Here is a 20,120-nt window from a genome sequence, read left to right as displayed (position 1 = left end):
TTTTGTTTTTTCGAAGCAGTCTTTTTCCGGATAGAGATTGTGGAACCTGGCGTCGAGGTGTGAGCTGGATCGTGCGCCCGCGAGTAGCTGGAGAGCTGGACCAGCCACCAGGCCAGGCGCAGGGCGCTCGGCATCCACTTTCCTGACAACTTCGGAGAACTCATGACACGTTCGCGGGCTATCGAGCCCTACCAGTTGGATGCGAGGCGCGAGTCTGTCCGGATGCGCTGCCGTACTTGCACACCCGGTGGCCGGGAGTGATCACGCGTGGGGGCATGGAATGTGTTGTCGAGCATCGTGACCGTTGTCGCCGGATGCGGTGTCGTGGTGCTGGTTGTCGGGTGCCTTTGGCCGGTCGATCGGCCGCGACGCTCGGTGTCCACCCGCAAGTCGGCCGGTGGGCAGGACCGGGCGACATGGCCGACGGCGTGGACGTGCGGGACACCCACGGAGCCGTTCACGCTCGCCGAAGCGCATTCATGGATGCGGGTACATCGTGAACACGACTGTGCGCGTAAGCGTGCCGCGTTCGAGGCGCTGGTGAACGCCGGTCGGATCGTGCCCGATTCCTTTCGGCGGCACCGGCTTTGGGAGGAGTTGTGAAGAACTCGATCGACAAGTATCTGCGGCAGGCGCATATCGAATCCGCGTCCGCGCGGATCAGCCGGATCGCGACCAGGGCCGCACGGGCGGGATATCTCCTGGTGCGCGGGCGGCCCGGTGGGCGCGAATGGGCACTGCTGGATGCCGGGGACGGGGAAGTCGTCTATTCGGCGGCGCGGTTGGAAGAGATCGAGGGGTGGCTCGATACCTGAGTTGTCACTTGATCGCTCGGGAGATGGTGCGTAGGCCGGTGGTGATGTGGTTGGCGGTGGGGGCTACGGAGGGGTTCAGTAGCCATTGGATGAGGAGGCCGTCTAGGAGGGTGAGGAGGACGGCGCCTACGTTGTCGTCGGGGTCCGCGTCGTCGGGGAGGAGCATGCCCGCGAGGGAGCGGCGGGCGTCCTGCTGTTTGGCGGAGACGCCGTCGCGGAGGTCGCCGGAATGCAGTGCCTGCGCGAGGCTTTCGACGTTGGCGGCCCAGAGGGCGCGGTCCTCGGTGAAGGTCACGGTCAGCCGGTGCAGGAACGACTCGAGCCGGTCGCGCGGGTGCGGGGCGTCGCTGTCGGCGAGGGTGTCGATGATCTGCTGCACCGCCTCGGTCGTGGACTCGACCATGGCCTGGCTCAGCAGGGCGTCCCGGCTGCCGAAGTGGTAGTTGATCGCGGCGAGATTGCTGCCGGAGGTGGCGACGATATCGCGCACCGTGGTCCGGGCATATCCGCGCTCGGCCAGGCACTGCTTGGCCGCGGACAGGAGATCGTCGCGTGTTCCCACGTCGGCCAGGGTAGCAGTCCCGCATACGGATGTTTCATACAAATGTTTGTGACAAATGTTTGAAACGCTTGTATGGTTCGGGTGGTGCTCCCAACCGATCCGAGAGGTGTCCGATGACCACCCAGCGCCCCCTGTCCCCCTTCGAATCGAGCTACTTCCGTGCCGACGCCCACTTCGGCTCGGTGCCGGTCGGCGGTATGCCGCTGTTCATCGGGTCGACCGTCGAGGGCGACCTCGACGCCGACGTGCTGCGTACGGTGTTGCGCGAGTTGGCCGTTCGTCATCCGCTGCTCGGCAGCGTGCAGGTCGACGACGGCGGTGTGCCCGTCCTGCGGCGGTCGGCCGATCCGCAGCCGCCGTTGGAGATCGTCGAGGGCGGCGAGATCGAATACGTCCGCCTGATCAACGAGCCGCAGGACTGGAGCGAGGGTCTGTTCCGCGGCCTGCTGCTGTGCGACGATGAGCAGAGCCGGCTCGTGCTGGTGATCCATCACGGAATCGCCGACGGCCGTTCGGCTTTCGCGATCCTGGACGAGATGTGGCGGCGCTACACCGCGCACGTCTCCGGCGCGCCCCTGCCGGTCGACGCGGACTCGGAAATACCCGAGGCCGTGGATGACTACATGGCAGCGCGGACCTCGCCCGCCGAGATCGAGGATCTTCTCGTGCGCATGCGCGGTCTGATGACGGAACCTCCGGTCACGTTGCCGCACACCGGATCCGGAGGCGCGCGAGGCTTCTTCGTCGCCGAGCGGATCGAATTCGACGAGGAGGAGACGGCGGCCCTCGTCGCGGTCGCGAAGGCGGCCGGAATTACGGTGAACAGCCTGCTGAGCGGTTGTGCCGTGGCCGCCGTGCGGGACCGGCTCGACGCGACCGGGCCGCTGCCGATGGTCTGTGGTTACGCTGCGGACCTGCGCTCTGCGTTCGATCCGCCGCTGCCCGATAGTACGGTGCTGAACTGCGCGTCCGGGTGGGGGACCGCGCTGCCGGTCGCCGAATCGGCGGATCCGATCGCCCTCGGCCGGATCATCGACACCGATGTGCGCGACGCTCAGGCTCGTCGCGATCCGGCGCGATTGATCCTGGCGGGCCGCCACATTCGCGATGCGGAGACCGCGGCGATGTTCGCCGCGCAGCCGAGTATCGCCCTGTCGAATGTGGGCCGCCTGCCGTCGCATCCCGTGCCCGCGGGAGTACGGGTCCTGCGCGACAACATCTTCGCGATGGGCCCGGGCATGCCGCCGAAGGCGACCGTGTGGACGCTCGACGGCCGGCTGACGATGCAGGTCGAATACGACACCGCCGAGCACAGCCGCGAACAGATGGGTGAGGTGCGGCGCGCGCTGTCGGAACTGTTGCGCCGCACCGTGACTCACATGGTGGCCGCGTCGATGACGAACCGGTAGCGCACGTCGCTCGCGACGACCCGGTCGTATGCCTCGTCGATGCGGTCGGCGGAGATGACCTCGATCTCGGCGCCGATGCCGTGCTCGGCGCAGAAGTTCAGCATCTCCTGGGTCTGCGGGATGCCGCCGATCATCGATCCGGCGAGCGAGCGGCGGAATCCGGCCAGGGTGAACGGTTTCACCTGGAGGGGATTGTCGGGAAGGCCCAGGATCACCAGGGTGCCGTCCAGGTTCAGCAGCTTCATGTAGCTGTCCATCGGCAGGTCGGCGGAGACGGTGTTCACGATCAGGTCGAACGTGCCGCGCAGGTCGCGGAAGGTCTGCTTGTCGGCCGTGGCGTAGTAGTGGTGGGCGCCGAAGCGGCGGCCGTCGTCCTGTTTGCTCAGCGACTGGCTGAGCACGGTCACCTCGGCGCCCATCGCCGCGGCGATCTTGACGCCGATGTGGCCGAGGCCGCCCATGCCGATGATCGCGACCTTCTTGCCCGGGCCGGCGTTCCAGTGCCGCAGGGGCGAGAACAGGGTGACGCCCGCGCACAGCAGCGGCGCGGCCACGTCGAGGCCGATGCCCTCCGGGATCGACAGGACGAAGTTCTCGGTCACCACCACCTGCGTCGAATAGCCACCGAAGGTGTGGCCACCGGGCTGGAACTCCTCGGGCACGCGCGTGTTGTAGGTCATGGTGGCGCCGCGGGTGCAGTACTGCTGCTCGCCCGCGAGGCAGGGCTCGCACTCGCCGCACGAGTCGACCATGCAGCCGACGCCGACGCGGTCGCCGACCTGGTGCTTGGTCACCGCGGAGCCGACCGCGGCGACGAGGCCCGCGATCTCGTGTCCGGGCACGCACGGGTAGGTGGTGCCGTGCCATTCGTCGCGGGCGGTGTGGATATCGGAATGACAGATACCGGCGTACTTGACGTCGATGAGGACGTCGTGGGGGCCGAGGTCGCGGCGCTCGATCGTGGTCTTGGTGAAGGGGCCCTCGGGGGCCGAGACGGAGTAAGCGGCAGCGGTCGTCATGCGTTCATGCCTACTCCCGCATAGTTCGCATCGCAAACGGCCCGGCCGCGGGGCCCGAACTCGCCGGTCTGATTTGCCCGAGATGCGCCAGCGGATGGCACATGCTGATCGACGTGGCGATTCTGATTTCGCTGATCTCGCTGTGCTCGACTCTGGTCGGCGGACTCGTCGCGGCCCGCATCGGCGAGCGCAAGCGCATCGTGCTCGGCCTGGCCGCGGGCGTGATGCTCGGCGTCGTGGCATTCGACCTGATACCGGACGCCCTCGAGGAGTCGCACTCCACGGTGGCCGGGGTGCCGGGGGCGCTGGTCGCGGCCGTTGTGGGATTCTTCACCGTCCACATCATGGAGCAGGCGACCGCCATCCACGTCGGTCACGAGAGCGAATTCGGCAGTCACACCCACGATTTCCAGTCGGTCGGGATCATCGCCGCGTGCGGGCTGATCTTCCACAGCATGCTCGACGGGCTGAGTATCGGCGTGGGCTTCCAGGCGGGGACGGCACTGGGCATCTCGGTGGCGATCGCGGTGATCTCCCACGACTTCGCCGACGGGTTCAACGCCTTCACCATCCCGACCCTGTACGGCAACGCACACCGGCGGGCGCTGGTGTTGCTGTGGCTCGACGCGCTGGCCCCGGTGGTCGGCGCGGTGATCGGCACCCTGATCCACGTGCCGTCGAATCTGGCCGGGCTGTACCTGGGGTATTTCGCGGGGTTCCTGCTGTATCTGGCGACCGGGGACATCCTGCCGGAGGCACACGCCGGACGGCCGTCGCGGCTGGTCCTGCTGTGCACGGTCGCGGGTACCGCGTTCATGTTCGTGGTGGCGGCCCTGAATCATTGATCCCGTTGTGGCCGCGACCAGGCGGGATGTATGGCCGGTACACAGGTGTTACAGGAACTGGCGCGCTCGGCGCGCCGTGCTGCTACATATAGAAACACAATCGCCGGAGCCTGCGAGGCGTGTACGAGGCGGGAGTGGCCATGTACGAGGATCGGCGGTACGACGACACCCGGGCGGGCGACCGGCCCGGACGGGGCGGGCGGACGCTGGTGGTGCTGGTGTCCGTCGTGGTGGCCGTGGTCGCCCTGTTCGGCTTCCGTGGCGGGCTGCCGCACTGGGCCGTCGGGGAACCCACCGCGACGCTGCTCGGCCCGCCGCTGCCGCCGATGGATCCGGCCGCGGTCGCGAGCACGATCGAGCCGCATCTGGCGAATGTCAATGTGGCGCTGCGGCCGGCGGGGACGAGCGCGGCGGGTTCGGGCATCGTGCTCACCGCCGACGGTGAGGTGCTGACCAGCCATCACGTGGTCAAGGGCGCGGATTCCATCACGGTGGGCGATATCGGGACCGGCGGACAGTACTCCGCGACCGTGCTCGGCTACGACTCCGACGCCGATATCGCGCTGCTGGCGCTGTCGCGGGCCGGTGGGTTGCCGGTGGCCCGCATCGGCAGTTCGGGTGCGCTGCGGATCGGTGACGAGGTGCTGGCCGTCGGCAATGCCGGGGGCACCGGTTCGCCGACCGCGACGCCGGGGACCGTGACCGGGCTGGACTCCTCGATCGTGGCCCGCAATTCCGCGGACTATTCGCGTAAGGAGCTGACCGGGATGGTGGAGATCGCGGCGCCCGTGACCTCCGGGCAGTCCGGCGGCGCGCTGGCCGACCGCTACGGCGCGGTGGTCGGCGTGATCACCGCCGCGACCGGGGATGTGTCCAAGGCGGCGGGGCGGGCCAGCGGGTACGCCGTGCCGATCGATCGGGCGATGGGTGTCGTGCGCCAGATCCGCTCGGGGACCGCGACCGAGACCGTGCACGTCGGGCCCACCGCGACGCTGGGCGTGATCACGCAGGACGCCAAACCCTCCGGCGCGCGCATCGAATCCGCGCTCTACGGCACGCCGGCCTACGCGGCGGGGTTGTCCGAGGGCGAGGTGATCACCGGGATCGACGGGCGCGAGATCGGTTCCGTGCGTGCGCTGAAGGCCGCGCTCAACCTGCGCAAACCCAACGACTCCGTCCACCTGGACGTACTCGACGCGGACGGGTCCCAGCGCTCGGTCGTCGTGGTGCTGGCGCCGGGGCCGCCGAACTGAGCGACCGGCTCAGACCAGCGACATCCAGTAGTCCTGGAACTTCAGGAACACCAGCACCAGGACGACGGCGTAGTAGACGACCACGACCGTCCAGCGCCACTCCGCGACGATGCGCAGCGGGCCGCGCGCGCCGCCCCAGAGTTGTTCGGTGACCACGGCCAGCAGGATCGGGGTGATCGCCCACACCACCATGCAGTACGGGCACAGCGCGTTGATCCGGTACAGGCTCTGGAAGATCAGCCAGCCGATGAAGACCATGCCGAGCGCCAGGCCCAGCCACAGGCCGCCCCAGATCCAGCGCGGCATGGTCACATTCGCCACGGCGAGGACGGCCAGCGTGACCAGCACCGAGAACCCGACCACGCCGATCAGCGGGTTGGGGAATCCGAATACCGAAGCCTGGTCGGTCGCCATCACCGAACCGCACGACAGGATCGGATTGATGCTGCACGAGGGCCGGTAGCTGGGATCCATGAACAGCTTGAACCGCTCGACGGTCAGCGTGACCGCGGCGATCCAGCCCGCGAGCCCGCCGATCAGCAGGATCCACGCGGAACGTGTGGTCACTTCGCGGCCGCCGCCTCGATGGTCTGCCGCAGGCCGTCGGGCTGCATGAGTTCCTGCTGGGTCTTGATCTGGGTGCCGTTCACGAAGACCGACGGGGTGGACTGAATGCCCTCGCCCAGCACGTCCTTGGTCGTCTTCTGGACGAACTTGTCGTACTTGTCGCTGGTGATGCACTCCGCGGTCTTGGGATCGGTGTAGCCGGCGGCCTGGGCGATCTGCACGATCTGGTCGTCGGTGAGGCCGGTGCCGTTCTCCGGGGGCTGCTGCTGGTACATGGTGGTCAGCCACGGCAGGAACTTCGACGGGTCGGCCTCGGCCACGCAGTAGGCCGCGTTGGCGCCGCGCGAGGAGTAGCGGGTGCCGGACGACATCTTGTCCAGGAAGGCGATGATGTTGTACTCGACCGCGGCCTTGCCGGACTTGACCTCGTCCTCGAGGACCTTGCCGTTGGACTGCTCGAACATCTGGCAGGCCGGGCACTGGAGGTCGGCGACCACGCGGACGGTGACCTTGGCGTCCGGCTTGCCGATGCGGATGGCGCCCTTGTCGGTGAGCGAGCCGGGGGTCGCGGCCGGGTCCGCCGAATTGGCGGCCACCGACGGCGTGGGGCCCGGGTCGTTCTTTTTGTTGTTCTTCACCGCGACGCTGATGCCGATGGCGGCGATGAGCGCGACCAGCACGGCCCCGACACCCACCTGAATCATGATGGTGCGGGTGCGATCGCCGCCCTGCACCGAGGCCAGGGGGTTCTTACCTCGCTGATTCTTGCTCACCTTCGAGTCGCCTTCCTGTGAATTCGTGCGGACAGCCGTCCGGTGCCGTCTGCGATGGTACGGGTCCGCCGCGGGGCGGGCGCGGTGCCGCTGCCCGCTCCGGATCACATGATTGCGGGTGGACCTGAGAAACCCTCGAGATTCCGGCCAAAAGCGTGCCGGAAAAGGGAGACGGCGCGGCGTGCCGGAATCCGTTAGGAGGCGGCGAGCCTCTTCTTCTGCTCCTCGATGTCGAACAGCGGCCCCGGCCAGTCCAGCTTCAGCTTGTCCAGGGCGTCGATGAGCAGTTCGGTGACCGCGAGGCGGGCGTACCACTTGCGGTCGGCGGGCAGGACGTACCAGGGGGCGTAGTCGGTCGAGGTGCGGTCCAGGACGGCCTGGTATGCCGCCTGGTAGGCGGGCCAGTAGGCGCGTTCGTCGATATCGCCGGGGTTGAACTTCCAGTATTTGTCGGGGCGGTCGAGCCGCTCGGCCAGCCGCTTCTTCTGCTCGTCCAGCGAGACGAACATGGCGACCTTGATCAGCGTGGTGCCGGAGTCGACGATCTTGCGCTCGAATTTGTTGATCTCGTCGTAGCGCTTTTCCCAGACCTCCGGCGGGACCATGTCGTGCACGCGGACCACCAGCACGTCCTCGTAGTGCGAGCGGTCGAACACCCCGAGCTGCCCGCCGGTGGGCAGCCTGCGGCGGATCCGCCACAGATAGTGGTGGCGCTTCTCCTCGGCGGTGGGCACGCCGAAGGCGGCGTGGTCGACGCCCTGCGGATCCACCGAACCGATGACGTGCCGGACGATGCCACCCTTGCCCGCGGTATCCATGCCCTGCAGGACCAGCAGCACGTTGCGCGGATCGCCGGAGCGGCCGTTGGCGAACAGCTTCTCCTGGAGATCCGACAGCACCTGGCCCCGCTCGGCCAGCAACTGCTCGCCGGACTTCTTGTTGCCCTTGAAGCCCGGTGTCGCGGAGGTGTCGATCGCGGAGAGATCGACCCCGTCGGCGCGCAGGGCCTTGGTGACCTGCTTGGACCAGGGAGACTTAGCCATAACAGTGCAGTGTGCCACCCGCTCTAGCGCAAACCCGCCAACTTCATCAGCTGGGCGGCGAAGTCGTTGTCGGAGACGGGCGTCAGCACCAGATCGGCCGCGGTCGTCAGCAGATAGCGGCCGTCGCCGCTGAAATCGAGCCAGGTGCGGTGGCGCGTGGGCGGCGACATCGGGTTCTCGGGGGCGACGGTGACGGTGATGAAGCCGCGCGCGTCGACGGGTTCGCGCAGCTTGTGCCGGAAGCGGGTGGGGCCGGGGCGGCCGTTGTCCGGGAACGGCGGCGGATCGTCCGGGGCGAGGACCGCGTCCTGCGGTTCGCGCATGACCGACTGTTTGCCCGGCGGGGCCGAGCCGATCACCTCGACCAGTTTGCCGCCCACGGCGCGGGTGTGGCAGACCGTCACGGTGACGGTGTCGGAGCGGGCGACGAGGATGCCGGCGTGGTGGTGCACGACCGCGGCGAAGGCGAGGATTCGCTCGTCGGGCGCTCGCTCGCCGGTCACGGTGATGGTGGTGGCGTCGGTCCGCGCGCACAGCATGAGCGCGGCGGTCAGGTCCGGGTCGGTGTTGCGGGCGTACCGATGCCGCAAACCCAGTGCGGCGTACTCGGATTCGGTGCGCGCGGTGGCCGCGGGCATCATGTTTACGGGGTAAGGGCGGCGATCCAAACCTGTCTCGGTAGCCCAGACGTGCGTGAACTCGTCAGGGGTCAGCACCCACTTCACTACCGACGCCCCCCGCCCGAGCCGGGTCCCCGTGGCGCCGGTGTGAATCGGGGAACCCGGTCCCCGGATGCGGGCAGGGTCGGGTTGTAGACGTAGGTCATGACGTCGCGGGCGTCGGCCAGGGCCGCGGCGGCGGCCACCTCGTACTCCATGCGGCGGCGGCCGCCGTGCACCGCCTCGGAGGCGGGGTCCTCGAGTGGCTGGTAGGGCGGTGGCGGCGGCGGGATGGCGTCCCGGATCACCTGGGCCGCTTCGGCATCGGCCTCCAGCAGCCGGTGCAGCGCGGCGCAGACCTCCGAGACCGCGCTGCCGCGCGCGGCGAATTCGCGGGTGGCCTCGAGCGCCGCGTCCCGCGCCTGCCCGCCCCAGCGGCCGAATTCGGCGTTCGTGCTGTCGGCGAAGGTGCGGAAGGCCTCGCCGACCAGATCGGCGCCGCGGCGCCAGGCGTCGGCCGATTGCCCGAGCGCGCCGGGATCGAGCGCCTCGTGCACCAGATCCCAGAGTTCCTGGTGGGTGTGCGCGCCGAACACCTCCCGGTCCGGGACGTAGGGCGGGTCGGTCTCGCCGTCGGTCGGCGGGTGTGGCGGGGTGGGGGTTAGGTCGGGGTCGTCGGATGTCACCGAGCCTCCAACCGGGCCGCGGCCAGTTCCAGCGCGGCGCGGTTGGCCGCCTCCGCTTCGGCGAAGTGTTTGCCCGCGGCCAGATAGGCGGCCTTGAACAGCAGGGCCGTCTCCTGGAAGGAGAGCACGGTGTCGACGAATTCGCGGCCCTTGTCACCGAAGCCGCGAGCGAGCCCGCAGCCGGAGGGCAGCTCGGGGAAGCCGGTGACTGCGGTCAGCAGATGGTCGGCGCGGCGGACGCGTTGCAGATCCTCGACGAGGCGGTCGCAGGCGGCGGCGAGATTGCGCGCCACATCCTCGGCGATCTCGAAGACCGCGCCGCCGGAACCCGTTGCCGCGGCATAGAGTTCGCGGGCGGTCTGCTGCCCGGTGTCCGGTGTGCCCACCCGGCGCTCCCCCTTCCACTCGCCGCACCCACCTGTCCCGTTCGGGACACTACCGGAGGGTGCGCCGCGCCGACGCCGAACGACGTTGTGACGCGGCACACGAAACCCCGGGCATCTTTGTGAAAATCGTTGCGGGATGCGGACTTCCGGCCCGCCAGGGCGTCAGGCCCGGTCCACCTCGATCGTCATACCGGCCGCGCGCAGCCGGTCGGTGAGCGGGTCGGCCATGGCCGCGGCCGGGGTGAGGATGCCCGCGGCTTCGGGCAGGTCGTCGAAGGCCAGGCACAGGCCGGACTCGCCCAGCAGGACCGCGGTGGCCTGGTATCCGGGATCGCCCTCCCCGGCGAAGGTGCACACGTACTTCGCGCCGGAGGTGGTGTGCGCGAAGGTCTTCATTGTGAACCAGCCGTTGCGCCGGGCCTCCTCGCTGGGGCCGGTGCCCGGCTTCGGCAGCACGCGGTCGAGCAGCTTGCGGCCCGCGGTCACCCGCGACAGCACCGCCCCGGTGGCCAGACCCGCCACGATGCCACCGGCGATACCCGCGGCGACCAGCGGTGCGGCTGGCGACTTTCCGGCGCTCATCACCTCGCGGTAGCGGAAGTTCTTGCCGTAGACCCAGCCCAGCAGGCCGTTGCTGCGCCGCACGATCTTGGTGTTGTGCGCGGCCATGACGAAGGTGGCGACCCAGCCGTCGAGGCTCGGGTCGATGCTGGACGCGCGGGCCAGGGCCTGGTCGGACTGCCGCCCGACATCCGGGTCCATGGCCTTGTCGGGGCTCAGCGAATAGGGATGCGCGAGAACCGAACCCTTGGTCCGGTCGGCGGCGATCGCCTCCATCATCGCGCGGCCCGAGTCGATGGTGCCGCCGCTGGCGCCGCCCTTGAGCCAGGCGACCAGCGTGGTGTCGGTGAGTTCGCCGGTGTTGTCCTCGACCGAGCGCCGGTACAGCCGGTACACGCTCAGATCGGACGGAATCGAGTCGTAGCCACAGGAATTCACGATCTTCGCGCCGCTGGCCACCGCCTGGTCGTGGAAGCGGTCCATGCATTCGCGGATGAACAGCGGCTCGCCGGTGAGGTCGGCGTAGTGGGTGCCGGCCTGCGCGCACGCCTGGGCGAGCGGCAGGCCGTAGCGCAGGTACGGGCCGACGGTGGTGACGACGACCTCGGTCCGCGCGGCGAGCCCGTCCAGTGCGCACTGATCCAGCGAATCCGCCACCAGCAGCGGCCATTCCGCCGCGGCCGCGCCGAGCCCGTCCCGGACCTTCGTGAGCTTCTCCGGTGAGCGGCCCGCCAGCGCGATGCGCGCCCCGGCGGGCGCGTGGTCCGCCAGATACTGCGCGGTCAGCTTGCCGACGAAGCCGGTCGCGCCGAACAGCACGAGGTCGAATTCCCTGTCTGCCATGAATGTCCCATCATCTGCTGTTCCAACTACGCTTTGCGGCGGCGTTTGGCCGTGCCCGCCTTCTTGCTCCCGGAGGAGATCTTCGCCGTGAGGTCCGGGCGCTGTCCCAGCCAGGCGTGGTGCGCCTTGCCGAGTTCGGTGACCGGGGGATCTCCGTAGAGCCATTCGCGGGCGATGCGATGCCAGTTCGCGGTGGCCTCCAGCTGGCCGAGGACACCGAAGGTGAGGAAGTCCGCGCGCCGGGAGAACAGGTGCTCGGGCGGCAGATTCTGCTGCTTCATCCCCGCGTACTCGCCGGCCCGCGGGTCGACGGCCAGGATGAACGCGCCGCTGGCCAGTTCGGGGGTGATGGTCAGCTCCTCGTCCAGCACCGCCCACTCGCAGGCGGCGAGCACGTACTCCAGGCATTCCTCGGGCGTGACCTCGTCGGGCGCGTCGATCACGCCGCGGTCGATCATGATGTGCCAGAGGTCCTCCGCGCGGTCCTCGGCCGCGGCCCGGATGCCGGCGATCTCGGCCTGGACGTGCTTGGGGTCCATCCGGTTGAACAGCCCGAAGTCCAGGAACGCCACCCGGCCGTCCTCGCCGAGCAGCAGATTGCCCGGATGCGGGTCGCCGCAGAACTCGTTGAAGGTGAACAGCGATCCGACGTAGAAGCGGTAGATGATCTCGCCGACCCGATTGCGTTCCGCGGCGGGCAGCGCGCGGATCTCCTCGAAGCCGCGGCCCGGGAAGTACTCGCTGACCAGCACGCGGGTGCTCGACAGCTCCGGCATGGTCGGCGGCACGAAGATGAACGGGTGGTCGGCGTACAGGTCGGCGATCTGACGCTGGGTATTCGCCTCGGCGACGTAGTCGAGTTCGCTCTCGAGGTTCAGGCGCAGCTCGTCGAGGACCGCCGGCGTCACCCACGGCATGGCCGTCTGCAGGACGCGGCGGAACATGGCCAGGTTCTTCAGATCCGCGCGCACGGCCACGTCGATGCCCGGGTACTGGACCTTCACCGCGACCTGGCGGCCGTCGTGCAGCAGCGCGCGATACACCTGGCCGATGGACGCCGCGGCGATCGGTTCCGGTTCGAATTCGGCGAAGACCTCGTGCAGGGGACGGCCGAAGTCCTCCTCGATCACCGCGCGCATGGTGTCGAACGAGACGTTGGGCGCGCTGTCGCGCAGCACCGCCAGCCTGCGCTGGAACCGTTCGCGATGTTCGGGCGGCACCAGATCCAGATCCAGGACCGACAGCATCTGGCCGAGCTTCATCGCGACGCCCTTCATGGTGCCCAGCACCATGACCATCTGCTCGGTCGCGCGGAGCATCGACTCCTCGGCCATCCGCGCCCGGACGGCCTCCGAGCGCCCGCGCATGGACCGACGGGTGCGCTGCGCGCGAATGACGTTGCCGGCGACGGCCACGCCCAGCTTCGTTCCCCGGGCGAACCGGGACGTCGGCAGCTCTTTCGCCATTGAACCTCCGTTGGTGCCGACGACGGCGGAGTGAACACCCGCTCCCTGCCGATCATCAGACTAGCCAACGCACGGGCCTCCGGCCCAGGGGTGGATCGCGGTTCGGCCTCACTGTCCGGGACAGTGCGGAGGGTAGCGGCTGGTGGCTACTACTGGGGGAGCTGGTGGGGGCTGGAGTTGAACTTCTCCGGGGAGCCGCCGGCGCGGACCATGCCCTCGATGGCGCTCCACGCCATCATCGTCATGTGGTCGAGCATCTTGTCGGCGGACATGGTGCGGTTGGTGATCCACCAGTCGGTGGCCAGCTGGACGCCGCCGACCAGCACGTATGCGTAGAGTTCGATGCCCTCGGTCTCGACCTGGCGGTCGAACGCCTTGTCCCGCAGCACCGCGGTCACCACGTCGGCGAACAGCTTCTCGAAGTCGGCGAGCGTGGACTTGTCGGTGGTGGAGCCGTTGCCCATGATGAAGCGGTACACGTCGGTATCGGCGTCGACGGTGTGCACGTAGGCGGCGAGGGTGTTGCGCACCAGCTCGTACTCGTCGAGGTCGTCGCTGATGGCCTCGTAGATGCGCGGCATGAGCGTGGTCTCGACGAAGCGCTCCATGGTGGCGCGGGTGAGGTCGCTCTTATCCGAGAAGTAGCGGTAGAGAACGGTTTTGGAGACGCCGATCTCGGCCGCGATCTCGTCCATGCCGACATCGCCGCCGCGGTTGCGGATCGCGGCGAGGGTGCCGTCGACCAGTTCCTCGCGGCGGTCGATCTTGTGCTGGTGCCAGCGCTTCTTGCGGCCGTCCACCCGCCCCGGGCGTGCCGGAGCCGCTTTGGTGGCTCGCTTGCCTACCTCGACGAGTTCTTCGGTGGACAGGATGCACTCCTTGCTGGGAGGGGCGGGGCGACTCCAGCTTAAGTCCTCGCGAACGACCGTGTTCCGTCTTCGGTTACGACGCGGTGTCGGGCTGCGGAGTAGTAGGGGGTGGGCGGGTCCTACCGGGCGGGTCGATCACTACGACCAGAATGGGAAATATGGAGCGATCTGCCAGCAGTGCATCCATCGCCGGCACGGATTCGGAGACCGCCGCCGAATCCGCTGCCGGAGTGGGAAACAACACAGGCGGGCCACCGGTTCGGCGCGCGCCGTCGCCGTCGCCCGGGCCCTCGTCGTTCGCCGATCTGATGGACGAGTCCGGTAAGCGGCGCGACCTGCGCAAGATGAAGTTCGTCGCGACCGGATTCCTGGCCGCGGCCACGGTGGTCTACGTGTTCTGCGTCTGGCTGGGTTCGCGCGGCGCGGGCGGTGACTGGGTCGGCTATGTGCGGGCGGCGTCCGAGGCCGGCATGGTCGGCGCGCTGGCGGACTGGTTCGCGGTGACGGCGCTGTTCCGGCATCCGCTCGGCCTGCCGATCCCGCACACCGCGATCATCCGCAAGAAGAAGGACCAGCTCGGCGAGAGTCTCGGCGATTTCGTGCGGGCGAATTTCCTGTCGCCGGAAACCGTGGCGACCAAGGTGAATTCGGCGCAGTTCTCGCTGCGGCTGGGGCGCTGGATGGCCGATTCGCAGCACGCGGCGCGGGTCTCGGAGGAGTCGTCGACGATCCTGCGGGCGGTGATCGGCGCGCTGCGCGACGAGGACGTCGAGCAGGTGATCGATAACACCATCGTCAAACGCATCGCCGAACCGCAGTGGGGCCCGCCGATCGGGCGGGTGCTCTCGGAGCTGCTGGCCGAGAACCGGCAGGCGCCGCTGCTGGACATGCTCGCCGAGCGGGCGCACCAGTGGGCGCTGGGCAGTCAGGAGACCCTGGACCGGATCGTCATGCGCGACGCGCCGTCGTGGGCGCCGAAATTCGTCAACGTCCTGTTGTCCGAGCGTATTTACCGGGAATTGGTGGAATTCACCTGGAAAATTCGTTCGCAGCCGGACCACGACGTGCGGCTGGCGGTCAATCGCTTCCTCGAGGATTTCGCGCACGACCTGCAGTACGACGATGCCATGATCGCCAAGGCCGAGCGGGTGAAGGCGGAGATCATGGGCCGCGAGGAGATCACCGGAATGGCGCGGGCGACGTGGCGCGCCGCCAAACGGATGATCTTGGAATCGGCGGACGACCCGAACAGCACGCTGCGCCGCAAGATCACCGAGAACGTCCAGCAATTGGGTCAGCGGCTCGTCGACGAACCGGAGCTGCGCGAGAAGGTGGATTCCTGGGTCGAGCGCGGCGTGCGCTATCTGGTGATCAACTACGGGGCCGAGATCGCCACCCTGATCAGCGATACCGTTGCCCGGTGGGATGCCGACGAGGCAAGTCGCAAGATCGAATTGCAGGCCGGTCGCGATCTGCAATTCATCCGCATCAACGGAACGGTGGTGGGATCGCTGGCAGGGCTGGCGATCTACGCCATTTCACACGCGCTGTTCCCGGGGTGGTCGGCGTAGCCGCTCAGTGTTTGCCCGACCAGTGCTAGCAAGGGTGCTTGCAAGAGTTAGCACCCTGTTTTAGAATCGACCGTACAACCGCCGGAAGGTGAGTGATGGCACAGGAGCCCGAGGTTTCCGACCAGAACACCGGGGAATCCGCAGAGACAACTGCGGCCGGAGAGAAGGTGGGCCGCGTAGCCAACGCGGCGCACGACATCGGAAGCTTCATCCGGGCGCAGCGAGAGGCCGCGCAGGTCTCGCTGCGTCAGCTCGCCCAGCTGGCGGGGGTGAGCAATCCGTATCTCAGCCAGATCGAGCGCGGATTGCGTAACCCGTCCGCCGAGGTGCTCGCGCAGATCGCGAAGGGTCTGCGGGTCTCCTCGGAGGTCTTGTACATGCGGGCCGGCTTCCTCGAACAGAGGCCGCCGAGCCCCGTCCGGGATGCACTGCTGGCCGATACGGAGATCACCGAGCGGCAGAAGCAGGTGCTGCTGGACATCTACGAATCGTTCCGCCGGGAGAACGCGGGGAACGACATCGGAGGGGACGCCGGGGAAACCCAGGGGGGCGTTCCCGGGGGGAACTGGGACAACGAGGTTCCGCATCACGCCACCGATGGCAGTACTACCGAAGTTCCGCCACGCCAGGAGAACGAAACACCATGACCGAAACTCATGCTCCCACAGCCACAGTGAAGCCCCTCTACGCCACCGTCGGCGCCGGTGACGCGCTCTACGCCGCCGTCAACGACCTCGTCGGCAAGGTGCGCGAGCGTGCCGCTACCGCCGACGTCACCGGCCGGGTGGAGGAGGCGCGCGAGCGCATCTCCAACCTGCCGGCCGACGCCCAGGAGCAGTTCGAGACGCTGCGCCAGCGGCTGACCGGCCTGCCCTCGGAGCTGCCGGACGACATCGCCGAGCTGCGCGAGCGGTTCACCCCCGAGGAACTGCGCAAGGTGGTCGACCAGTACTACCACCAGCTGCTGGATCTGTACTCCGATCTCGCGGTGCGCGGCGAGGAGGCCGTCGACCGGCTGCGTTCGGAGAACACCGGTTTCGACGAGCAGTTCGGCAAGGTCGAGGGCCTCTACAACGATGTCGTCACCCGCGCCGAGGATGTGCTGGGCAAGGTGAGCGGGCAGGCCCGCGGTCTGCTGGGCCAGAAGGTGACCGAGGAGTCCGAGGCGGGCGAGCCGGTCGTCGACGCCGAGGTCGTCGACGTGACCTCCGAGCCCACGCCGGCTCCGGTCAAGAAGGCTCCCGCGAAGAAGGCGCCGGCCGCCAAGAAGGCCGCCCCGGCGAAGAAGGCCACCACCGCCAAGAAGTAGGCGTTACCCCTGCTCGATGCGTCCCCGCACACCCTGGTGTGCGGGGACGTTCCCTTTATCATGGGGGGTGTGTATTCCGTGACTAGTGCAATCCTGCTGGTGCTGTGGCTCGCCGCACTGGGCGCGACCATCTTTGCGCTGGTTCACGCCGTGCGGCAGCGGCCGGACGCGTTCACCGCCGTCGACAAGCTGACCAAGCCGATCTGGGTGGGGATCCTGGTGGCCGCGCTGGCCTTCCTGCTCCTGGCCAGGACGCCGGTCGGCCTGCTCGGCATCATCGCGGTCGTCGCCACCGGCGTCTATCTGGCCGATGTGCGTCCCAAGGTGGACGAGGTGCAGCGCGGTCCGCGCTGGTAGGCCGCCGCACCGACCGCTTGCACTGGCAAGCGCCCACTCCTTCGGGTTACTGTAGCTAGGAGTAACACACAAAGGAGTGTCCGATGCGGGCAACGTTGCCTCTGACGCAGATCGCGGACCGGGTCCGGGCTCTGCTGCGCGACCACCGCGCCGCCCTCCGCGCCCGGGTCTACGACACCCCGGCGCTGAACGCCCCGGCCGGTCCGTGTGAGGTCCTGCCGGTGACCACCGCCGACGGCGCCCGCCTCCGGGTCCACGCCTACGGTCCGGCCGACGGTGACGTGATCGTGCTGGTGCACGGCTGGTCCTGCTGCATCGAGTACTGGAATCCGCAGATCAACGCCTTCGCCGGCGAATATCGCGTGATCGCCTACGACCAGCGCGCGCACGGCGGGAGCGAGCCCGGCACCGCCCCGCTCACGCCCGACACGCTGGCCGACGACCTGGAATCCGTGCTGTCCGCGACGTTGCGGCCCGGACAGCGGGCGGTGCTGGTCGGGCACAGCATGGGCGGGATGACCATTCAGGCCTGGGCGGGCCGGTATCCGGAGCGGGTCGAGCAGCGCGCGTCCGCGGTGCTGCTGACCAATACCGCGCCCGGCGACCTGATCGCCGCGACCACCGTCCTGCCGTTCTGCAATCGCGGGTCGGTGTCGCTGCCGTTCGCGGTGGGCCGCCGCCTGCTCGGCACCCCGCTGCTGCTGCCGCCGATCGAGCCCATGAAGTGGATCATCCGCCGGCAGGTGATGAGCCTGACGTGCACCGGCGAGATCGCCGCGTTCTCGCAGGCGATCCTGCGGTCGTGCCCGGCGCGGGTCCGCGCGCGCTTCGGCCTGCTCCTGGCCGACCTCGCCCTCGGCCGCTCCGCGGCGAATCTCACCGTCCCCACCACGATCCTCGCGGGCGAATTCGACGATATGACCCCCGTCGTCCACGCCGAGCGGATCGCGGACATGCTCCGCTCCGCGGGCAGCCTGGCGCGATTCGAGATCCTGCCCACCGGCCACCTGGGCAATGTGGAGGCCTACGAGGCCTTCAACGAGGAGTTGCGCCGGGTGCTGACCGAGACCTACACGGTGCGGGAGGCGAGCGCGTAGCGCCGCACAGGTATCTGCGTCCCGCTGTGAGGGGATCGTGCGCAATTCGTTATTCCTCAGGGCGCTATCGCGGAAGCCTGTCCGGCCGATATGTGTTGTAGGTAACAGCGTTTCATCGGCTCGTTCGGTTGTGAATGTGGTTGCGGGGAATGGGTATTCGATGAAGGCGGGATGCAGGCAGCGGGGGAGTCACCGAGTGGGAAAACCCTCTGCTTGCACTAGCAAGCACTGCTGCTAGCGCGGTAGTGTGCGAGAGGACACAAAGGAGTGCTCATGCTGGTGAAGCTGCCCCGGACGGTGACCGACCTGCGAAGCGGCGCCGACGCGCTGACCGCCGGATATCGCGCGCGACTGCGCGGCCGCACCTACGCCACCGCGTCGTTCAATACCGCCCCCTCGCCCGAGATCGTCCCCGTCACCACCGCCGACGGCGCCCGGCTGCGGGTGCATGCCTACGGCCCCGCCGAGGGCGAGGTGATCGTGCTGATCCACGGCTGGTCGTGCTGCCTCGAATACTGGAATCCGCAGATCAACGCCTTCTCCGGCGAGTACCGCGTGGTCGCCTTCGACCAGCGCGGGCACGGTGAGAGCACGAGCGGTACGCGGCCCTTCGGCTCGGAGCAACTGGCCGACGACCTCAACGACGTGCTGGACGCGGTGCTGCGGCCCGGGCAGCGCGCGGTGCTGGTCGGGCACAGCATGGGCGGGATGACCATCCAGGCCTGGGCGCGGCACTATCGCGAGCAGGTCGCCGAGCGGGCCTCGGCGGTGGTGCTGGCGACTACCGCGGCGCGCCGGATTCCGGCCCGCGCCAAGCTCATTCCGCTGGTCAGCGATGTCGTGGGCACACCGGTCTGGGCGGCACAGGCGCTGTTCGGGACCCCGGTGCCGCTGCCCGGTTCGGCCGCGGCGCGCACGGTGTTCAAGTCGCGCATCATGAACCGGAGCTCCGATGCCGACCAGATCGCGTTCGGCCTGGCCATCGTGCGGTCGTGCCGCCCGGCGGTGCGCGCCGCCGTCGCCCGCGACCTCGCCACGCTCGACCTGGGCGCTGCCGCCGCCGATATCAGCGTCCCCACCAGCGTGATCGCCGGCCGGTTCGACAAGCTGCTGCCCGAGGTGCACTCGCGCGAGATCGCCGACATCCTCGCCGAGACCGGCGTTCTGGACCGCTACACCGTCCTGCCGACCGGCCATCTCCCGAATATCGAAGCGCCCGAGGAGTTCGACGCGGAGTTGCTCCGCATGATCCAGGTCGGCCGGGGTATTCGCGCTGTCGCCAGCTGAGGTCGCAGGGGTCAGTTGAAGACGACCGTGCGGCGGCCGTGGACGAGGACGCGGCCTTCCAGGTGCCAGCGCAGGCCGCGGGCGAGGACGACGCGTTCGATGTCGCGGCCCTGGCGGACCATGTCGCGCACGGTGTCGGAGTGGTCGACGCGGATGACGTCCTGTTCGATGATCGGCCCGGCGTCCAGCTCCGCGGTCACGTAGTGGCAGGTTGCGCCGATCAGCTTCACGCCGCGGGCGAAGGCCTGGTGGTAGGGGCGGGCGCCGACGAACGACGGCAGGAAGCTGTGGTGGATGTTGATCGCCCGCCCGGTCCAGTGCGCGCACAGCTCGGCGGGCAGCACCTGCATGAACCGCGCCAGCACCACGGCCTCCGGATCGTGCGCGTCCACCAGCTCGCGGACCTGCTCGAACGCGGGGCCACGCGCGGCGGGATCCTTCGGGAACGGCACGTGATGGAACGTCACCCCGTGCGCCCGCGTGATCTCCGCCAGATCCGGGTGGTTGCCGATGACCGCCTCGATCGTCGCGGGCAACTCGCCGCTGGCCGCGCGGCCCAGCAGATCGTGCAGGCAGTGGCCGTCCTTGCTCACCAGCAGCACGGCGCGCCGCCGCGCTGCGGAATCCAGCAGCTGCCATTCGGTCTCCGGGCCCAGCTCGGCGGCCACCGCCGAGAACCGGTCGCGCAACTCGTCCAGCCCGAACGGCACCGTCGACGCCCGCACCGCCTGCCGGGTGAAGAA

At 68.7% G+C, this 20,120-nt stretch carries 22 protein-coding genes; 10 read left to right on the top strand and 12 right to left on the bottom strand.

Annotated features, from left to right (window positions below):
- Nucleotides 1-599 precede the first annotated feature (599 nt).
- Nucleotides 600-815 carry a hypothetical protein gene (locus ON41_RS28960; protein ID WP_040751187.1) on the top strand — a complete coding sequence of 72 codons (216 nt, stop codon included), beginning with the start codon at nt 600-602 and terminating at the stop codon, nt 813-815.
- 4 nt (nt 816-819) lie between these two features.
- Here the strand turns inward: ON41_RS28960 and ON41_RS28955 are convergent, their stop codons facing one another.
- The gene (locus tag ON41_RS28955; RefSeq protein WP_040751185.1) at nt 820-1,377 is read right to left on the bottom strand and encodes a TetR/AcrR family transcriptional regulator; all 558 of its coding nucleotides are present in this window, start codon (nt 1,375-1,377) and stop codon (nt 820-822) included.
- A 113-nt stretch (nt 1,378-1,490) separates the two neighbouring features.
- On the opposite strand from ON41_RS28955, the gene ON41_RS28950 reads away from it, so the two are divergent.
- Nucleotides 1,491-2,786, top strand: a complete 1,296-nt coding sequence (locus tag ON41_RS28950; protein WP_040751184.1) for a phthiocerol/phthiodiolone dimycocerosyl transferase family protein — start codon at nt 1,491-1,493, stop codon at nt 2,784-2,786.
- On the opposite strand, the gene ON41_RS28945 is transcribed toward ON41_RS28950, so the two are convergent.
- On the bottom strand, nt 2,753-3,805 hold the full coding sequence (locus ON41_RS28945; protein ID WP_040751183.1) for an NAD(P)-dependent alcohol dehydrogenase: 1,053 nt from the start codon (nt 3,803-3,805) through the stop codon (nt 2,753-2,755). The genes ON41_RS28950 and ON41_RS28945 overlap by 34 nt on opposite strands.
- A 101-nt stretch (nt 3,806-3,906) precedes the next feature.
- On the opposite strand from ON41_RS28945, the gene ON41_RS28940 reads away from it, so the two are divergent.
- Nucleotides 3,907-4,650 (top strand): ZIP family metal transporter, encoded by a 744-nt coding sequence (locus tag ON41_RS28940; protein WP_218003572.1) that lies wholly within the window; start codon nt 3,907-3,909, stop codon nt 4,648-4,650.
- 119 nt (nt 4,651-4,769) lie between these two features.
- Nucleotides 4,770-5,903, top strand: a complete 1,134-nt coding sequence (locus tag ON41_RS28935; protein ID WP_246829623.1) for a S1C family serine protease — start codon at nt 4,770-4,772, stop codon at nt 5,901-5,903.
- A 9-nt stretch (nt 5,904-5,912) separates the two neighbouring features.
- On the opposite strand, the gene ON41_RS28930 is transcribed toward ON41_RS28935, so the two are convergent.
- From ON41_RS28930 to ON41_RS28890, 9 genes are all read right to left on the bottom strand, one after another.
- Nucleotides 5,913-6,470 carry a vitamin K epoxide reductase family protein gene (locus ON41_RS28930; RefSeq protein WP_040751182.1) on the bottom strand — a complete coding sequence of 186 codons (558 nt, stop codon included), beginning with the start codon at nt 6,468-6,470 and terminating at the stop codon, nt 5,913-5,915.
- Nucleotides 6,467-7,243 carry a DsbA family protein gene (locus ON41_RS28925; RefSeq protein ID WP_040751181.1) on the bottom strand — a complete coding sequence of 259 codons (777 nt, stop codon included), beginning with the start codon at nt 7,241-7,243 and terminating at the stop codon, nt 6,467-6,469. The genes ON41_RS28930 and ON41_RS28925 overlap by 4 nt, the downstream gene beginning before the upstream one ends.
- A gap of 194 nt (nt 7,244-7,437) precedes the next feature.
- Nucleotides 7,438-8,286: a polyphosphate kinase 2 family protein gene (locus ON41_RS28920; RefSeq protein ID WP_040751180.1), complete on the bottom strand. Its 849-nt coding sequence runs from the start codon at nt 8,284-8,286 to the stop codon at nt 7,438-7,440.
- Between the two features lie 23 nt (nt 8,287-8,309).
- On the bottom strand, nt 8,310-9,002 hold the full coding sequence (locus tag ON41_RS28915; RefSeq protein WP_246829625.1) for an ESX secretion-associated protein EspG: 693 nt from the start codon (nt 9,000-9,002) through the stop codon (nt 8,310-8,312).
- Between the two features lie 8 nt (nt 9,003-9,010).
- Nucleotides 9,011-9,631 carry a hypothetical protein gene (locus ON41_RS28910; protein WP_051162717.1) on the bottom strand — a complete coding sequence of 207 codons (621 nt, stop codon included), beginning with the start codon at nt 9,629-9,631 and terminating at the stop codon, nt 9,011-9,013.
- The gene (locus tag ON41_RS28905) at nt 9,628-10,017 is read right to left on the bottom strand and encodes a hypothetical protein (RefSeq protein ID WP_040751178.1); all 390 of its coding nucleotides are present in this window, start codon (nt 10,015-10,017) and stop codon (nt 9,628-9,630) included. The genes ON41_RS28910 and ON41_RS28905 overlap by 4 nt, the downstream gene beginning before the upstream one ends.
- Before the next feature lie 162 nt (nt 10,018-10,179).
- Nucleotides 10,180-11,421: a saccharopine dehydrogenase family protein gene (locus ON41_RS28900; RefSeq protein ID WP_040751177.1), complete on the bottom strand. Its 1,242-nt coding sequence runs from the start codon at nt 11,419-11,421 to the stop codon at nt 10,180-10,182.
- Between the two features lie 26 nt (nt 11,422-11,447).
- Complete coding sequence (locus ON41_RS28895) at nt 11,448-12,887, bottom strand: ABC1 kinase family protein (protein WP_040751176.1); 1,440 nt, start codon at nt 12,885-12,887, stop codon at nt 11,448-11,450.
- Between the two features lie 149 nt (nt 12,888-13,036).
- Entirely contained in the window at nt 13,037-13,687 is a 651-nt protein-coding gene (locus ON41_RS28890; protein ID WP_246829622.1) for a TetR/AcrR family transcriptional regulator, read from the bottom strand.
- Nucleotides 13,688-14,064: 377 nt separating this feature from the next.
- Between ON41_RS28890 and ON41_RS28885 the strand changes: the two genes are divergently transcribed.
- The 6 genes from ON41_RS28885 (at nt 14,065) to ON41_RS28860 (ending at nt 19,377) form a co-directional block, all read left to right on the top strand.
- Complete coding sequence (locus ON41_RS28885) at nt 14,065-15,327, top strand: DUF445 domain-containing protein (RefSeq protein ID WP_040751253.1); 1,263 nt, start codon at nt 14,065-14,067, stop codon at nt 15,325-15,327.
- Nucleotides 15,328-15,422: 95 nt separating this feature from the next.
- Nucleotides 15,423-15,974 carry a helix-turn-helix domain-containing protein gene (locus ON41_RS28880; RefSeq protein WP_040751174.1) on the top strand — a complete coding sequence of 184 codons (552 nt, stop codon included), beginning with the start codon at nt 15,423-15,425 and terminating at the stop codon, nt 15,972-15,974.
- Nucleotides 15,971-16,636, top strand: coding sequence for a hypothetical protein (locus tag ON41_RS28875; RefSeq protein WP_051162714.1), 666 nt, complete (start codon nt 15,971-15,973; stop codon nt 16,634-16,636). The genes ON41_RS28880 and ON41_RS28875 overlap by 4 nt, the downstream gene beginning before the upstream one ends.
- Before the next feature lie 60 nt (nt 16,637-16,696).
- Nucleotides 16,697-16,993, top strand: a complete 297-nt coding sequence (locus ON41_RS28870; RefSeq protein ID WP_040751171.1) for a DUF2516 family protein — start codon at nt 16,697-16,699, stop codon at nt 16,991-16,993.
- An 83-nt stretch (nt 16,994-17,076) separates the two neighbouring features.
- On the top strand, nt 17,077-18,090 hold the full coding sequence (locus ON41_RS28865; RefSeq protein WP_040751170.1) for an alpha/beta fold hydrolase: 1,014 nt from the start codon (nt 17,077-17,079) through the stop codon (nt 18,088-18,090).
- 273 nt (nt 18,091-18,363) lie between these two features.
- On the top strand, nt 18,364-19,377 hold the full coding sequence (locus ON41_RS28860; RefSeq protein ID WP_040751169.1) for an alpha/beta fold hydrolase: 1,014 nt from the start codon (nt 18,364-18,366) through the stop codon (nt 19,375-19,377).
- An 11-nt stretch (nt 19,378-19,388) separates the two neighbouring features.
- On the opposite strand, the gene ON41_RS28855 is transcribed toward ON41_RS28860, so the two are convergent.
- Nucleotides 19,389-20,120: formyltetrahydrofolate deformylase (locus ON41_RS28855; RefSeq protein ID WP_040751168.1), on the bottom strand; the 732-nt coding region annotated here is incomplete at its 5' end.

Source organism: Nocardia transvalensis NBRC 15921, from assembly GCF_000308875.1.
In the GTDB taxonomy this organism is placed as follows: domain Bacteria; phylum Actinomycetota; class Actinomycetes; order Mycobacteriales; family Mycobacteriaceae; genus Nocardia; species Nocardia transvalensis.
Note: the sequence above shows the minus strand (reverse complement) of the source record. Positions and strands in the feature narration are given on the sequence as shown.

What these genes read in the sequence shown, in the direction of transcription:
- ON41_RS28875 (WP_051162714.1), top strand. Translation starts at nt 15,971, where the DNA reads ATGACCGAAACTCATGCTCCCACAGCCACAGTGAAGCCCCTCTACGCC.
- ON41_RS28865 (WP_040751170.1), top strand. Translation starts at nt 17,077, where the DNA reads ATGCGGGCAACGTTGCCTCTGACGCAGATCGCGGACCGGGTCCGGGCT.
- ON41_RS28940 (WP_218003572.1), top strand. Translation starts at nt 3,907, where the DNA reads ATGCTGATCGACGTGGCGATTCTGATTTCGCTGATCTCGCTGTGCTCG.
- ON41_RS28885 (WP_040751253.1), top strand. Translation starts at nt 14,065, where the DNA reads ATGGACGAGTCCGGTAAGCGGCGCGACCTGCGCAAGATGAAGTTCGTC.
- ON41_RS28950 (WP_040751184.1), top strand. Translation starts at nt 1,491, where the DNA reads ATGACCACCCAGCGCCCCCTGTCCCCCTTCGAATCGAGCTACTTCCGT.
- ON41_RS28860 (WP_040751169.1), top strand. Translation starts at nt 18,364, where the DNA reads ATGCTGGTGAAGCTGCCCCGGACGGTGACCGACCTGCGAAGCGGCGCC.
- ON41_RS28920 (WP_040751180.1), bottom strand. Translation starts at nt 8,286, where the DNA reads ATGGCTAAGTCTCCCTGGTCCAAGCAGGTCACCAAGGCCCTGCGCGCC.
- ON41_RS28900 (WP_040751177.1), bottom strand. Translation starts at nt 11,421, where the DNA reads ATGGCAGACAGGGAATTCGACCTCGTGCTGTTCGGCGCGACCGGCTTC.
- ON41_RS28895 (WP_040751176.1), bottom strand. Translation starts at nt 12,887, where the DNA reads ATGGCGAAAGAGCTGCCGACGTCCCGGTTCGCCCGGGGAACGAAGCTG.
- ON41_RS28870 (WP_040751171.1), top strand. Translation starts at nt 16,697, where the DNA reads ATGGGGGGTGTGTATTCCGTGACTAGTGCAATCCTGCTGGTGCTGTGG.
- ON41_RS28945 (WP_040751183.1), bottom strand. Translation starts at nt 3,805, where the DNA reads ATGACGACCGCTGCCGCTTACTCCGTCTCGGCCCCCGAGGGCCCCTTC.
- ON41_RS28880 (WP_040751174.1), top strand. Translation starts at nt 15,423, where the DNA reads ATGGCACAGGAGCCCGAGGTTTCCGACCAGAACACCGGGGAATCCGCA.